Source organism: Marinobacter sp. AC-23, assembly GCF_001858325.1.
In the GTDB taxonomy this organism is placed as follows: Bacteria; Pseudomonadota; Gammaproteobacteria; order Pseudomonadales; family Oleiphilaceae; genus Marinobacter.
Genome location: NZ_MBPP01000078.1, coordinates 120,382 through 134,997 on the forward strand (window position 1 = coordinate 120,382; position 14,616 = coordinate 134,997).

Here is a 14,616-nt window from a genome sequence, read left to right on the forward strand (position 1 = left end):
GTGCCTCATGACGAAGTCTGAACTGGTTGAATTAATTGCATCAAAACAAACACAGCTTTCGGTTAAAGACGTTGAGCTGGCAGTAAAAACAATTATTGAGCACATGTCCCAGTCACTAGCGAATGGGCAGCGAATTGAAATACGGGGGTTTGGCAGTTTTTCCCTTCATCATCGGGCGGCCCGCACAGGCCGGAACCCGAAAACCGGTGAAGCCGTGCAGTTACCCGCCAAGCATGTTCCCCACTTCAAGCCCGGCAAGGAGCTGCGAGAACAGGTGAACGACAGTTTGAAGCAGGGGTTTTAAGCGCTTTTCATCCCTGAAGCGAAACACCTATAATTCGGGCATTTATCAGCGTTTGGGAGAGCTAAGGTTATGGCAGGATTACAGAAGATCCTACTTATTCTGTTGGTACTGGTCCTGGTGTTACTGGCGCTTGTGTTCTCGCTGAACAACCAGATGGCTGTTGCTCTCAATTTTCTGGTGTTCGAGACGAAGCCCCACGGTGTTGCCGTGTGGATTATCATGTCTTTTGTTATTGGCGCGTTGATTGGCATTCTAATGACCGTTCTCGCCACATTCCGAACGTCGGTTTCCCGTCGCACTCTTCAAAAACGACTTGATCGCGCCGAGCAGGCATTGGAGAAATCCAGGGCCCAGAACGACCAGGCTATTTAATGGACATGGTGTTTCAGTGGCTGCTGTTAACGGTTGCAGTTGCCGTTGGTTGGTTTGTAGGCAGGCTAGGTAGCGGCCGTAACCGAACCCGAGCGAAGATTGCAGACGAAGATTCTGTTAAGGACCGGCTGCAGTTTCTGTTTACGAATTACTCAGACCAGGCCGTCGACAACTTTGTGCAGTCACTGGCTGTTAACAAAGACACCGTAAGCCTTCATCTTTCTATTGGCCGGCACTTTCGCAACAAAGGCGAAACCGATCGCGCTATTCTGGTTCATCAGAACCTGCTAGCAAGACCTGAACTGCCTCCGCGCTTTTCTCCCCAGGTAACCCTCGAACTTGCTATGGATTTTCTTAACGCGGGCTTGCTGGATCGGGCTGAGGCGCTGTTGCAACAGTTGATGGGAGATCGTGAGTACGGGCGAAAAGCGGCTCGGCAACTTATTGACCTTTACCAACAGGAAAGTGAGTGGGGTAAAGCGGCCGACGTTGCCCGAACCCTGACTAAGAATGACGCAGACCCAGCCATGTTCAAGGATCTTGCGTATCTGACTTGCGAGTTGGCAGAGAGAGCCCTTGGTCAGGATGATCGCTGGGCTGCCCAGAAATTTGCCAAAGAAGCGCTGGAATATGACCATTCCTGCGTTCGGGCAACACTGATATTGATGAAAATTCTGATTCGGCAGGGTAGCTATCGTGAGGCTGGCAACCAAGGGTTGAAAGTTTTTGACCAAAACCCGGCTTTTGGGCCTGAATCCATTGATCGTTTGATGAAGCTTGAGCACGAGCACGGCGACATTGGTCGGTTGGTCAAAAAGCTGCGCAAGCTTTACCAAATTTACCCCAGCACCAGTTTGCTTTTGGCCTTGGTGGAATCGGTTGAGCGAGTGTCTGGCCGCCCGGCGGCTATTGATCTGCTGCGCCAGGAATTAGAAATTCGCCCTAGCGTGCGGGCCCTTTTGCGGCTGGTGGAAATGGCAGGTTATGAAAAGGGCATGACCACCGACGAAGGCAGACTGGTTAGTCGTATTGGCCTTCTGATTCTCGCCAACAGGCCGGTTTATCGGTGTGTAAGTTGTGGTTTCTCTGGCCAGCAACTTCACTGGCTATGCCCGAGCTGCAAGCAATGGGAAACCGTGCGCCCAATTCAGGGCGTTGAAGCGGAATAATCTTTTACCGACATTCTTTAATGACACTTTCTATCTACATCCTCTAACGACACCCCGCAGGACATTTCAACGTGCAAACTTCTAACGACCCCAAAATCATAGTAGCCCTAGACTTTCCAGCTGCAGGACCGGCTCTGGAGCTGGTGGATAAGCTTGATCCTGCCAAATGCCGGCTGAAGGTCGGCAAAGAACTCTTCACCCGATTCGGGCCTCAGTTTGTAGAGAGTTTACATAAGCTTGGGTTTGACGTGTTCCTGGACCTGAAATTCCACGACATCCCCAACACCGCCTCGGCTGCTGTCGCTGCTGCTGCCGATTTGGGAGTATGGATGGTAAACGTACACGCCTCTGGTGGTGAGAAGATGATGTTGGCCTGCCGTGAGCGTTTGGATACCTTCGGGACGGAGAGACCGTTGCTGATTGCCGTTACGGTCCTCACCAGCATGGATGCTGAAGACCTTGCCGGTATCGGGATAACCAGCTCGCCGGAAGCTCAGGTATCCAGGCTGGCAACGCTAACCAGAAACTGTGGTCTGGACGGCGTAGTCTGCTCGGCACAGGAAGCCCCCACGCTCAAAACTGAGCAGGGCAGTGATTTCAAACTGATCACCCCGGGCATTCGGCCATTAACCGCCGACAAAGGCGATCAGCAGCGCATCATGACCCCTAGAGACGCGCTCAAGGCTGGTTCCGACTACCTTGTTATAGGCCGACCAATTACCCAGGCTGCTGACCCTCTGGCAGCGCTTGAGGCTATTCATGCTGAGGTGATTGGGCTTTAGCGGATATTGCAGAGTTACCGAGGGAGGGCATTCACCGGGCCAAAACAAAAAAACCCGCTAACTCAAAGAATTAGCGGGTTTTCGGAATAATGGCTCCCCGAGCTGGGCTCGAACCAGCGACAAACGGATTAACAGTCCGTTGCTCTACCAACTGAGCTATCGGGGAACGTCGTCATGTGACGAGGCGCGTATATTAAGATTACCCCATCGCCTCGTCAACCCCTTACCGAAGTTTTTAGCTCAGCGCCTTCTGCAAACGCTCAATGGCCTTTTCCAGATTATCCATGCTGGTCGCAAAGCTCAGGCGCATATGTCCGGGAGAACCGAACGCAGAGCCTGGAACCAACGCGACGCCCGCTTCGCTCAGCAGCTTCTCTGCGAACTCCACATCATCGCTGACACTGGCATCGGCATCAATTGCACCCTGGAAGCTGGGGAACACGTAGAAGGTGCCGTCGCCTTTGAGGCACTCAACACCTGGCAACTTGTTCAAAGCATCTACCAGCCAGTCGTGACGCTCTTTAAACGCCTTAACCATCTCACCGATGCACGCTTGCGGGCCATCCAGAGCAGCCTGTGCGGCAGCCTGGGAGATGGAGCAAGGGTTGGACGTGCTCTGAGACTGGATTTTTTTCATGGCGCCAATGATCTTGGCTGGGCCTGCGGCATAGCCGATACGCCAGCCAGTCATTGAGTAAGCCTTGGATACACCGTTAAGAACGAAGGTACGCTCGTAAAGCTCCGGGTTAGCGTTCAGAATGTTGCAGAACGGCTTACCAGTCCAGAGGATAGGCTCGTACATATCATCCGTGGCGATCATGATGTTCGGGTGCTTTTTCAGCACGTCACCAATCGCCTGCAGCTCTTCCAAGGTATAAGCCATGCCGCTTGGGTTGGAAGGGCTGTTGATGACGAACAGGCGGGTACGCTCAGTGATGGCGTTTTCCAGCTGTTCCGGGGTGATCTTGAAACGGGTTTCTGCACCGGTTTCGATGATAACCGGCTTGCCTTCAGCAACCAGAACCATATCCGGGTAGGATACCCAGTAAGGCGCAGGGATAATCGCTTCATCACCCGCGTTAAGAGTAGCCAAGGCAAGGTTGAAAAAGCTCTGCTTGCCCCCACTTGAAACCAATACTTGGTTGGCTTCGTATTCCAGGCCATTGTCCCGCTTGAACTTCGCAATAATCGCCTTCTTAAGAGCTGGCGTACCATCAACAGCGGTGTATTTTGTCTGGCCGTTTTTGATGGCCTCAATGGCTGCCTGCTTGATGTGTTCTGGGGTATCGAAGTCCGGTTCGCCTGCACCCAGACCGATAATGTCTTGGCCTGCTGCGCGTAATTCAGCAGCTTTGTTGGTGACTGCGAGGGTGGGGGATGGCTTGATTGCCTGTACACGGCTGGAAAGTTGAAGGTCCAAACTTGCGCTCCTTAAAGCTGCGTCTGATAGGTCTGTGACCGGCGGGGTGTCTGAATCCTTGCCATATGGCGGCTGATTTTCGCCCAGSCGTCGATCGAGTTGATGGTACCATGAAGCCGGCGTAACAATAAATTTCTCTCTCTGGCCGCATCCTACAATTGCAGGATCTGGCCCGGATACACATGTTGAGTGAGCGGAGGTTGTCTGCCAATTATGGCCAGTAACGATTCCAACAGTTCAGTTAAAAGCGGTGTCTTCAGGGTTGATTCGCCGTATGAGCCTGCGGGCGATCAGCCCAAAGCTATTGAGGGCCTGATCGACGGCATTCATTCCGGCTTGGCACACCAGACATTGCTGGGTGTTACCGGGTCGGGCAAAACGTTCACCGTCGCCAAAGTGATCGAGTCAGTGCAGCGGCCAACCATTGTTATGGCCCACAACAAAACCCTGGCTGCCCAGCTTTATGGCGAGTTCCGCGAGTTTTTTCCAGACAACTCTGTGGAATATTTTGTGTCCTATTACGATTACTATCAGCCCGAGGCCTACGTTCCCTCATCTGATACGTTCATAGAGAAAGACGCCTCCATCAACGAACACATTGAACAGATGCGGCTGTCTGCAACCAAGGCTCTGCTGGAGCGCCCGGATGCGATCATTGTGGCGACTGTGTCAGCCATTTACGGCTTGGGTGATCCAAAGTCCTACCTGAAAATGATGCTGCATCTGGATCGAGGCGACAAGATTGATCAGCGGCATGTTCTGCGCCGGCTGGCTGAATTGCAGTACACCCGCAACGACATCGAATTTCACCGCGCGAATTACCGGGTGCGGGGCGATGTGATTGATGTGTTTCCGGCAGAGTCGGAGAAAGAGGCGATTCGTATTGAGCTGTTTGATGATGAGGTGGAAAACCTCAGTTACTTTGATCCGCTCACCGGGGAAGTGTTTCGACGGGTTCCCAGGGTTACGATTTATCCCAAATCCCACTATGTGACGCCGCGGCAAACCGTGCTCGATGCGGTGGAGCACATAAAGGTCGAGTTAGACGCTCGCCTGCAGCAAATGCGCGATAACAACCGCTTGGTTGAAGCCCAGCGACTGGAAGAGCGTACCCGCTACGATATGGAAATGATGAACGAGTTGGGCTATTGCAACGGCATTGAAAACTACTCTCGCTATCTCTCCGGTCGCCAGCCGGGCGAAGCCCCGCCCACGTTGTTTGATTACCTGCCAGCGAACGCATTACTCGTGGTGGATGAATCCCACGTGACGATTCCGCAGATCGGCGCCATGTACAAAGGCGATCGCTCCCGGAAGGAAACGTTGGTGGAGTATGGATTCCGCTTACCGTCGGCCCTTGATAATCGCCCCATGAGATTTGATGAATGGGAGCGTATTACGCCTCAGATGATCTTTGTGTCGGCGACGCCAGGCAATTACGAAGCAGAGCATACGGGGCAGGTAGTGGAGCAGGTGGTCAGGCCAACCGGCCTGTTGGATCCGATTATTGAAGTGCGCCCTGCGTCCACCCAAGTGGATGACTTGTTGTCTGAAATTCACTCCCGGGTGAAGGTAAAAGAGCGGGTTTTGGTGACCACACTCACCAAGCGTATGGCCGAAGATCTCACTGACTTTTTGATGGAGCACGACATTCGCGTGCGCTATCTGCATTCGGACATTGATACGGTTGAGCGGGTCGAGATTATCCGTGATCTACGTCGGGGCGTATTTGATGTGCTTGTGGGCATCAACCTGCTGCGGGAAGGCTTGGATATGCCCGAAGTATCGCTGGTCACCATTCTGGATGCCGATAAAGAAGGCTTCCTGCGCTCAGAGCGTGCACTAATCCAGACCATTGGTCGTGCCGCACGGAATCTCAACGGCAAAGCCATTCTTTACGGTGACCGGATTACCGGCTCCATGCAGCGCGCTATTGATGAAACCGATCGCAGGCGTGCCAAACAGGCAGAGCACAACGAGATTCATGGCATTACCCCTCAAGGACTGAGTAAGAAGATTACGGACATTATGGAGGGCGCTGGCGGCGGCCGGGGCCGACATAAGGCGGATAGGCCCGGCAAAAAGGCGGCGGAAGAAGCCGAGCACTACCGGGCCAAGATTGGCGGTCGATCTCCGGCAGAAGTGCTCAAAGAAGTTTCACACCTTGAGGATAAAATGTACAAAGCCGCATCAGACCTGGACTTTGAGGCGGCGGCCCGCCTGCGGGATGAAATATCAGAATTGAAAGAAGCGGCACTGCGCACCGGATAACCTCGCCTCAGCGCTTCGGGCCCACAATCACAGCGGCCTGAAGCGGCTGTATGCGGCCGTATCGCGAAATTTGGCTGAACACACGCCTATCCACGGGAAGGTATTGTTTGTCTGCCACGGTTTCACCATCGGCCACATCTATTTCCGGGTCGTGCAGATACACAAACTGGTCGTCCATGGCGCATACGGTTACCCAGTGAGGCACGCGGCTTCGGTTTAGTTGCCAGGTACTGATCAAAATCACCGGAATTTGGCCGTTGTGCAGTGCCTGCTCCATGGCCTCCAGCGTGAGCGGGTTATGGTGTAGTTGGATACTGGTTTGGCCAATATCTTGCAGGAATCCCTCGTGAACCAGTTCTAAAACCCGCTTTTTTTCGTCGCTGCGAACGGTATCCCTAAATAAAGGCCCCTCAGTACTGAGCCATGCATTGGCTTCAAATCCCCGGTTCCAGGCCGAGAGAGCAAGCCCGTGTGGCCCGCAGCCGCCATGGCCTGCCAGCATAAAAATCGTTGTTGCCTCACGCCAAATTTTGAGCTCTTCCAAGGTGTTCAATGGTTGCTGTTCATCAAGGGCTGACATGGCCATGATCAGCGCAGCTGGGCCGCAGGAGAAGTCGGTTGTCTGGGGGTAATAGGGCACAGGAAGAAACTCCCGTGTTGGCTCGTAAAACAGAATGCGGCGCTCAAAACGCAGCGCCGTCCCGTGATCTTCGTAATAGTCCCGGTAAGTCCCGAACTGGCGGTAGCCAGGCGCTTATAGAGTGCAATGGCGCCGCTGTTATCTTCCCTAACCTCAAGACGCATCAGAATACGGCCGGCCTCAGCCGCCTCATGTTCTGCGGCCTTAACCAGCTTTTCACCAATACCTTGGCCACGGGCCGTTGGCAGCACCGCAATGGAGTAAATTCGAGCCATCCGTGTTGCCGCGCTCATTAGTACCAGGCAGTAGCCAGGAGTTCGCTTTCACCCTCATGTTTGGTTTCAGCCACAATCAACCTGTCTCGGGGCATGTCCAGAAAGCGCCGGAAGCTGCGGCGGGATAGCCTGTCTTCCGTAAAGCAAAGATGCTCAAGCTGTAAAATCGCGCTCAAATCTTCGTTGGTGGCTTGCCGGAGTTGCAGGTCGGACATGTGTAAAGCGGCCTTGAGAATATAGGCATGGGGCATGCTGGTAGGCTTCCCGTATGCGGCTATTATGATAGAGAGTAAGGAAATGGCAAATACGCTTATTGTGAGTAAAAGCACGCATTATTAGCTGATTGTTCCAACCCCCGCAGCGGCGTATTGTTGCGACCAGTTCTATTGGCAATTATCTCCAGGGAGGAGCGCCTTTAATGTCCCGTTTGCTTATCGTTGTAGATCGCACCAAAGATTGGGCTCCATACTACCCCAGCGAAGATGTGCTGAGTTTCGATCAGTATCTCCAATTCTCGGCGCCGGCTACCAGCCGCGTACGCGTTATCAACCTGTGCCAGAGTGCAAAGTACCTGAGCCGGGGCTATTACTGTTCCCTGCTGGCTGAAGCCCGCGGGCATCACGTAGTGCCTTCGGTTATGACACTGAACGATCTGAGCCGCAAGGGGCTGTTTTCTCTCGAATTGGAGGAATTGGAGGCCAGCGTAATCAGTGGGCTGGATGCCGCCGGCTCGGCCATTGATCCCGCCAGTGATAAACGCAGTGCTACCCACGAAGTGCGAATCCGCTCCTATTTCGGCCAAACCGAGCACCCCGATCTCAAACCGGTAGCGCGGGCTTTGTTCGAGAGGTTTCCTTGTCCGATTCTCGAAATTGTATTCCGGCGCCGGAAAACCTGGCAGATTGAATCCATGAAGCCCGCTGCACCTGCCGATCTGAATGAACAGGAACAGGACGTCTTCGCCTCTGCATTGGATCGCTTCAGTAGCATGGTGTGGCGTAAACCCAGAACCCGTCGTCGTTATCGGTTTGACCTGGCGATTCTGGTGAACCCCGATGAAGAAATGCCGCCCAGCGATGCAGTGGCACTGCAGCGATTTGAAAAAGCCGGGCGCAAGCTGGGCATCAACGTGGAGCAGATCACCCGCCGGGACTATATGCGCCTGCCCGAGTACGACGGTCTGTTTATCCGCGAAACCACAGCCATCGATCACCACACCTATCGTTTTGCCCGCAAAGCGGCGGCGGAAGGTATGGTGGTTATCGACGACCCGGTATCGATTCTTAAATGCACCAACAAGGTTTTTCTGGCGGATCTTCTGAAAAACAACAAGATACCGACACCCAAAACCCTGATTTTGTCCAAAGATCAAAAAGATGCCGTGGAGCAGGTGGTTCAGGAACTGGGCTTTCCAGTGGTGATCAAAATACCGGATGGCGCGTTTTCCCGAGGGTGAACAAAGCAGAAGACGAAAAATCCCTGCGAGCAGGGCTAAAAGATCTGTTCCGGCAGTCGGCGCTGGTGCTGGCTCAGGAATACCTCTATACCGATTACGACTGGCGTATTGGTGTGCTGGGAGGTCGGGCAATATATGCCTGCAAATACATGATGGTTAAAGGCCATTGGCAGATTTATCAGCATGGCGAGTCGGAAAGCGAGAGCGGTGGATTTGAAACCATGCCCACCTACGAAGTGCCGAGAAACGTTATTCAAGCAGCGCTGAACTCCACTCGGCTGATTGGCAACGGGCTATATGGAGTGGATATAAAACAGACCGGAAACCGGGTTGCTGTTATCGAAGTTAACGACAATCCGAGTATTGATGCGGGCGTAGAAGATCGCTTTTTAGGCGGTGAGCTCTATACGCTGATCATGCAGGAGTTCCTTTCCAGAATGGAAGACAACCGCCGGCGCTAACGGCAAAAAAAGCATAAAAGTTAGCCTGCCTACGGGCCGGCAACCCAGACCCTGGCACTGCCAAACCAAGGGTAGCCTTCCAAGTGGTGCCGAACGTTTTCCGGGGTAAACACCGTTTCAGGGTCAGGCTCGTCCAGAAAGATCTCCAAATGCAGCTTGTTTCTGAGGTAATGCAGCCTTAAACGGCTGCGCTGGGGAATCTCGCCCAGGTGCTCAGCAATAATACCTTGAACCTCCGCCCGGGAAGGCAGTTTTTCAGTGGTCGGGAACTGATCCTCGTCGTTTTCGGCATCAATGTGAAAGTTGATATCGAGAATGTTCTCCAGTGCATGTCGCATGCCGGCGACGACCTGCATGCCTATTTGATGGCCTTCTGACACACTGATTTCTGGCCGCACCACAAGATGAATGTCCAGCAGAATATCCTGTCCCATCCGGCGGCTGCGAAGCTCGTGCACGTTGAGCACCCCTTCGGTACTGCGGGCTATGGTTTTCAGCATTTCGGTATCGACAGCGGAGAGCCCGGTATCTACCAGTTCCTGAACACTGTCCCAGGTAAACTTCCAGCCGATGTGAATGATAATGCCCGCGACCACAACTGCAGCAAGCAAGTCCAGCCGCAAAAAGCCCAACATTGCGCCAGCCGTAGAGACCAGCACCACAATGGAGGAAAACGCATCGGTGCGGCTGTGCCAGGCGTTGGCAACAATGAGGTCCGAACGTATAGCTTGGCCAACATGTCGGGTGTAGCGGAAAATCCACTCCTTACTCACCACAGAAATCGCCGCAGCCACTAAAACCGGCCACTGCGGAATAGTATCAATGCTGCCTTCAATCAGCCGGAGGGTATTTTCCCAGGCAAGGGCTGCGCCTACAGCAATCAGAATGCTGCCTAGTACGAGGGTGCCAAAGGTCTCGATGCGTTGGTGGCCATAGGGATGATTATCATCCGGCTCTTGGCGGGATAACTTCATTGCGCCAAGCACTACAAGATCGGATGCAACATCGGTAAACGAGTGTATGCCGTCTACAATAAGCGCCTGGGAGTGGAAAAGGGCGCCGCCAATAACTTTAATGATTCCGAGAAATGCATCAAGAATCATTCCGATAATGGTAACCCGCGAGGCCGCTTTCATTTCCATCGCTAGATTTTCACGATGACGCTGGGCCGGTGAGTCGGGTTGCTGCATTTAGAAACTCCGGATTTTCCGCATTCCTGCTTGATTTATGCACATCATAGCAGCATTGCATTTGAATGACAGACTGTTCAGGTTTCGTTTTATTTAAAGTGAAATAAATATAACTTCTTGAAAATAAAGACAAAATAAACTGTTCAAAAAATGATCAATCTGTAGATTGGCGCAGGTCACAAGGGATGGGCAACGTTGCCCCGTGATTTTCAACAGGGTTATCCACAGATTCCGTGGACAAGATCCTAAGAGCTCAATGATACAGATGTTTAGCGTTGGGTTTTTGTGTAATTGGGTTGCTGTGGAAAACTTCCGGTATACTCGCGCTCACGATTTATTGAGGAGTCTTCAGATGTACGGCGTTATCCGTAACCTGCTTTTCCGGCTATCACCCGAACAGGCTCATTCCGTTGCGTTAAACGGTTTGGATCTGGCGCATCGCCTGCGCGTGTTGGGTGCTTTTTCACCGAAAACAGGTGCGCTGCCGGTAAATGTTATGGGGTTGGATTTTCCTAACCCTGTGGGGCTCGCGGCAGGGTTGGATAAAAATGCCGATCATCTGGATGCTCTGGGCGCACTGGGGTTCGGGTTTATTGAAGTTGGAACCGTCACGCCACTCGCGCAGCCGGGCAACCCTAAACCCCGTATGTTCCGGTTGCCGGAACATACGGCCATTATTAACCGGATGGGGTTCAACAATGAAGGCTTGGCCCACATGCTGGAGCGCGTAGATAAGCGCAGTTACCGGGGCATTCTCGGCATTAACGTGGGTAAGAACAAAGATACACCAAACGAGGAATCGGAATCCGATTACCGTAAGGGCATTGCGGCGGTATATAGCCGAGCCGACTACATTACAGTAAACGTGTCTTCACCCAACACGCCTGGCCTGCGTGATTTGCAGTTTGGTGATTCCCTGAAGGGCCTACTTCATGCCATCAAGGACGAACAGCTTAAGTGTCAGAGCCAGTTTAGCCGTTACGTGCCTATAGCGGTAAAAATTGCACCGGATATGGACGATGAAGGTATTCGGTTTGTCGCATTAGCGTTAAAAGAAGCGGGTCTTGATGGCGTTATTGCCACAAACACCACCATAAGCCGCGATGCGGTTGCCGGGCATATTCATGCTGAAGAGGCGGGAGGGCTAAGCGGTGCTCCGGTTCGTGACGCATCCTTGAGGGTTATTCAGGGGCTGTATGCAGAGCTCGGTGACGATTTGCCAATTATTGGGGTAGGCGGCATTACCGATGGTGAGAGTGCAGCTGAAAAGATCCAGGCGGGCGCTAAGCTGGTTCAGCTTTATACCGGATTTATTTATCGGGGACCGGAATTGATAAGTGAAGCGGTTGAGGCGATTCGAGGTCTTAAGTAGTTTTTCGGGTGCTATAACAAAGATGGGCCCGCTGAGCGGGCCCTTGCAGGGAATAAACCCCGTAGTGTTTCACTTTATTTGAAACGGGGCAGGTGGCCCCGTTTTGTTTGCTCTGAATACTGAGTCAGATTGTGTATTAAAAGATCAGATACAAGATACGGGGTCTAAACAAGCATCAGGCTGTGGTAACGTTTGCCAATTTATGAATACCGGAGACGCCAGTCATGCCATCCCATTGGTCGGTGCGGCCTTCACGCCACCCGCTCAACCATTCCTGGCGGACCTCTGCCTGATCGAGCGGGCAGCTGTCTTTGGATTTACCGGATACACCGGCTAGGTAGCCCCGTTTAAATGCACGAGCATACATGTCTCTTTTCTGTCTTTTCATGCCGTTCCTCACTAATGGATTAACAGAACAAGCGTGTACACTTCTGCAGTGGCTAGGGCCCGTGGAATCCTCTTGGGGATAACCCACTATTGCCAGCTTCAGCCAGAGCAGTCAGGATCCTGTTAACGAAAGGGAGTTTACCCTTCCCGAACGACGCGTCACCTACAAGGTAAGCTTAACCACAAGCAGAAGTACACTATCATTTTGATCTATAAATTATAATTAATAGACCAAAAACAAATAGAAGAATTGCCCTAACCTATGAACGCCGCGATTCCCGTGACTTACCGCGATTCGCCAAAGAACCTGGAGTTGAACTTGTCCAAATCTGTCTTTTTTGTAACCTGCCCAAAGGGTGTTGAATACCTTCTGGCGGACGAGCTCAGCACCTTTGGTCTCGGGTTGATGCGCAACGCGCCTGCGGGTGCCTGGGTAGAGGGCCCACTGGAGGCTGGCTACCGTGCTTGCATGTGGTCCCGTTTGGCAAACCGGGTGATTCTTCATGTTGATGAAGTGGCCGCTACCAGCGCCGATGAGCTATACGACGGCGTTGTTCACCTTGATTGGCAGCAGCACATTCCGGTGGATGGTAGCTTTCGAGTCAATTTTATTGGTGAAAATGAGGCCATTCGCAACACTCAGTTTGGGGCCCAGCGCGTAAAAGACGGCATTGTGGATCGCTTTACCATGGGCGGTGGAAAACGCCCCGCGGTAGAAGCGAAAATGCCCGACGTAACCGTATCGGCAAGATTGCATCGTGGCAGGCTTGCACTGGGGATCGATATTAGCGGGCATAGCCTGCATCAGCGTGGCTACCGTACAGAACAGGGGTTGGCCCCCCTGAAAGAAAACCTTGCAGCGGCTTTGTTGATGCGCGCCGGCTGGCCAAAAATCGCAGCTGAGGGCGGCGATTTTATGGATCCCATGTGTGGTTCCGGTACTTTGGTGATTGAAGCCGCCATGATGGCCTTGGATATTGCCCCTGGTCGACGCTGTGAGCGTTTCGGCTTTGAGAAATGGCTGGGCCACCAACCAGAATCCTGGCTATCGGTTCGCAAAGAGGCGGAAAAGCGTGCCTACGAGGGCAAGCAGGGCACAATCCCGAAGTTCTTTGGCTTCGATCAGGACAGCCGGGTTATTTCCACCGCGCGCAATAATATGCAGCGAGCGGGGCTTGAGGGTTTAATCGAGTTTAATGCTCAGCCTATTGCAGAGCTTGCAATAAGCGAAGGTCAAGCTGAGACCGGCCTGGTTCTTGTAAACCCCCCTTACGGTGAGCGCCTGAACGATAGAACTGCCCTGGCAGGCCTTTATGAGTCACTTGGCGATGCTGTGAAAAAAGCAGCATCTGGCTGGCACCTTGGCGTGTTTACCGGTGCGCCGGAGTTCGGAAAATCCATTGGTCTTCGCAGCTTTAAGCAGTACAAACTGTTTAACGGCAAGCTCCCCGCACAACTTCTGCTGTTTACGATAGACGAGGCCAGTGTGCGTACCCCTCGGGAGCCGGCAGCGCCAGGTGAGGTTTTGCCCCGGATTGCCAATGAGGAGCGCGCAGCTATGCTGCGTAACCGCCTGAAGAAAAACATGAAGACCATCGGGCAGTGGGCCCGCAAGCAACAGATAGGCTGCTATCGCCTGTACGATGCGGATATGCCTGAGTATGCGTTGGCCATCGATATCTATGAAGGCTGGGTACACGTGCAGGAATATGTTGCACCCAAGTCCATTGATGAGCGTTCCGCGCGGGAGCGTCTGGCTGAAGCACTGGCCATTATTCCTGAGGCTCTGGGCATCGAGCGGGACCAAATGATCTGCAAGCAACGTCAGCGCCAGGCTGGGGTGAATCAGTATGAGAAACAAGATGTTAGCGGTGAGTTCTTTCAGGTGCAGGAATACGGCTGCACGTTGAAGGTAAACCTAAAGGATTATCTGGATACCGGGTTGTTTTTAGATCACCGCCCAGTGCGCCACTGGATCCAGCAGCATGCGGCCGGCAAGCGCTTCTTGAATTTGTTCTGCTATACCGGTGCGGCTACGGTGCACGCAGTTGCCGGCGGTGCCAGCCGCTCATTGAGCCTGGACTTGTCGAAAACATACGTGGCTTGGGCTCAGGATAACCTCAGGCTGAACGCGGCTGATCCCCGTAAGCATAAAGTGGAGCAGACGGACTGCCTTGCATGGCTTGCGGCCAGGCCTACACCGGACCAGCTCTACGATTTGATCTTCATGGATCCGCCAACTTTCTCCAACTCTGCTCGTATGGCAGGGGTGCTGGATGTTCAAAAAGATCACGCCAAACTGATCCGGCAGGCAATGACCAGGTTAAGCTCTGACGGCTTGCTGATTTTTTCCAATAACTTCCGGCGCTTCAAACTTGATGAAGAACTGGCCTCAGAATTTGAGATTGAAGAGGTAAGCGCCAGCACGCTGGACAAGGATTTTCAGAGGAACGCACGAATTCACCGGTGCTGGCACATTCGCCAAGGCGCGTAGTGTTCACGCGCAGTCACGCTCCT

The 14,616-nt window shown here is 53.0% G+C and carries 10 protein-coding genes, 1 tRNA gene and 2 pseudogenes; 8 read left to right on the top strand and 5 right to left on the bottom strand.

Annotation, left to right across the window (positions count from 1 at the left end; translation table 11 throughout):
* The first annotated feature begins 7 nt into the window (after window positions 1-7).
* The 4 genes from BCA33_RS18645 to pyrF all read left to right on the top strand — a co-directional run bounded on the left by BCA33_RS18645 (window position 8) and on the right by pyrF (window position 2,627).
* Entirely contained in the window at window positions 8-304 is a 297-nt protein-coding gene (locus BCA33_RS18645) for an integration host factor subunit beta (RefSeq protein ID WP_071268191.1), read from the top strand.
* Window positions 305-373: 69 nt separating this feature from the next.
* Window positions 374-676 carry a LapA family protein gene (locus BCA33_RS18650; protein WP_071268193.1) on the top strand — a complete coding sequence of 101 codons (303 nt, stop codon included), beginning with the start codon at window positions 374-376 and terminating at the stop codon, window positions 674-676.
* On the top strand, window positions 676-1,845 hold the full coding sequence (gene lapB, locus BCA33_RS18655; RefSeq protein WP_071268195.1) for a lipopolysaccharide assembly protein LapB: 1,170 nt from the start codon (window positions 676-678) through the stop codon (window positions 1,843-1,845). The genes BCA33_RS18650 and lapB overlap by 1 nt, the downstream gene beginning before the upstream one ends.
* A 71-nt stretch (window positions 1,846-1,916) precedes the next feature.
* Window positions 1,917-2,627: an orotidine-5'-phosphate decarboxylase gene (gene pyrF / locus BCA33_RS18660; RefSeq protein WP_071268197.1), complete on the top strand. Its 711-nt coding sequence runs from the start codon at window positions 1,917-1,919 to the stop codon at window positions 2,625-2,627.
* A 90-nt stretch (window positions 2,628-2,717) separates the two neighbouring features.
* Here pyrF and BCA33_RS18665 read toward each other — a convergent pair.
* Window positions 2,718-2,793 (bottom strand) — tRNA-Asn (locus tag BCA33_RS18665).
* A 69-nt stretch (window positions 2,794-2,862) separates the two neighbouring features.
* Window positions 2,863-4,047, bottom strand: coding sequence for a pyridoxal phosphate-dependent aminotransferase (locus tag BCA33_RS18670; protein WP_071268199.1), 1,185 nt, complete (start codon window positions 4,045-4,047; stop codon window positions 2,863-2,865).
* A gap of 213 nt (window positions 4,048-4,260) precedes the next feature.
* Between BCA33_RS18670 and uvrB the strand changes: the two genes are divergently transcribed.
* Entirely contained in the window at window positions 4,261-6,318 is a 2,058-nt protein-coding gene (gene uvrB / locus BCA33_RS18675) for an excinuclease ABC subunit UvrB (protein ID WP_071268201.1), read from the top strand.
* A 7-nt stretch (window positions 6,319-6,325) separates the two neighbouring features.
* Here the strand turns inward: uvrB and BCA33_RS18680 are convergent.
* Window positions 6,326-7,448: pseudogene (locus tag BCA33_RS18680) on the bottom strand (GNAT family N-acetyltransferase/peptidase C39 family protein).
* A 203-nt stretch (window positions 7,449-7,651) separates the two neighbouring features.
* On the opposite strand from BCA33_RS18680, the pseudogene BCA33_RS18685 reads away from it, so the two are divergent.
* A pseudogene (locus BCA33_RS18685) lies at window positions 7,652-9,150 on the top strand (RimK family protein).
* Between the two features lie 29 nt (window positions 9,151-9,179).
* Here the strand turns inward: BCA33_RS18685 and BCA33_RS18690 are convergent.
* Window positions 9,180-10,340, bottom strand: coding sequence for a cation diffusion facilitator family transporter (locus BCA33_RS18690; RefSeq protein ID WP_071268203.1), 1,161 nt, complete (start codon window positions 10,338-10,340; stop codon window positions 9,180-9,182).
* Window positions 10,341-10,692: 352 nt separating this feature from the next.
* Between BCA33_RS18690 and BCA33_RS18695 the strand changes: the two genes are divergently transcribed.
* Window positions 10,693-11,712, top strand: coding sequence for a quinone-dependent dihydroorotate dehydrogenase (locus BCA33_RS18695; RefSeq protein ID WP_071268205.1), 1,020 nt, complete (start codon window positions 10,693-10,695; stop codon window positions 11,710-11,712).
* A gap of 175 nt (window positions 11,713-11,887) precedes the next feature.
* Here the strand turns inward: BCA33_RS18695 and rmf are convergent, their stop codons facing one another.
* Complete coding sequence (gene rmf / locus BCA33_RS18700) at window positions 11,888-12,100, bottom strand: ribosome modulation factor (RefSeq protein ID WP_071268207.1); 213 nt, start codon at window positions 12,098-12,100, stop codon at window positions 11,888-11,890.
* Window positions 12,101-12,418: 318 nt separating this feature from the next.
* Here rmf and rlmKL point away from each other — a divergent pair, with 318 nt between their 5' ends.
* Window positions 12,419-14,593, top strand: coding sequence for a bifunctional 23S rRNA (guanine(2069)-N(7))-methyltransferase RlmK/23S rRNA (guanine(2445)-N(2))-methyltransferase RlmL (rlmKL, locus tag BCA33_RS18705; protein ID WP_071268264.1), 2,175 nt, complete (start codon window positions 12,419-12,421; stop codon window positions 14,591-14,593).
* Window positions 14,594-14,616: the final 23 nt, after the last annotated feature.

What these genes read in the sequence shown, in the direction of transcription:
- BCA33_RS18695 (WP_071268205.1), top strand. Translation starts at nt 10,693, where the DNA reads ATGTACGGCGTTATCCGTAACCTGCTTTTCCGGCTATCACCCGAACAG.
- BCA33_RS18645 (WP_071268191.1), top strand. Translation starts at nt 8, where the DNA reads ATGACGAAGTCTGAACTGGTTGAATTAATTGCATCAAAACAAACACAG.
- uvrB (WP_071268201.1), top strand. Translation starts at nt 4,261, where the DNA reads ATGGCCAGTAACGATTCCAACAGTTCAGTTAAAAGCGGTGTCTTCAGG.
- BCA33_RS18650 (WP_071268193.1), top strand. Translation starts at nt 374, where the DNA reads ATGGCAGGATTACAGAAGATCCTACTTATTCTGTTGGTACTGGTCCTG.
- BCA33_RS18690 (WP_071268203.1), bottom strand. Translation starts at nt 10,340, where the DNA reads ATGCAGCAACCCGACTCACCGGCCCAGCGTCATCGTGAAAATCTAGCG.
- lapB (WP_071268195.1), top strand. Translation starts at nt 676, where the DNA reads ATGGACATGGTGTTTCAGTGGCTGCTGTTAACGGTTGCAGTTGCCGTT.
- rmf (WP_071268207.1), bottom strand. Translation starts at nt 12,100, where the DNA reads ATGAAAAGACAGAAAAGAGACATGTATGCTCGTGCATTTAAACGGGGC.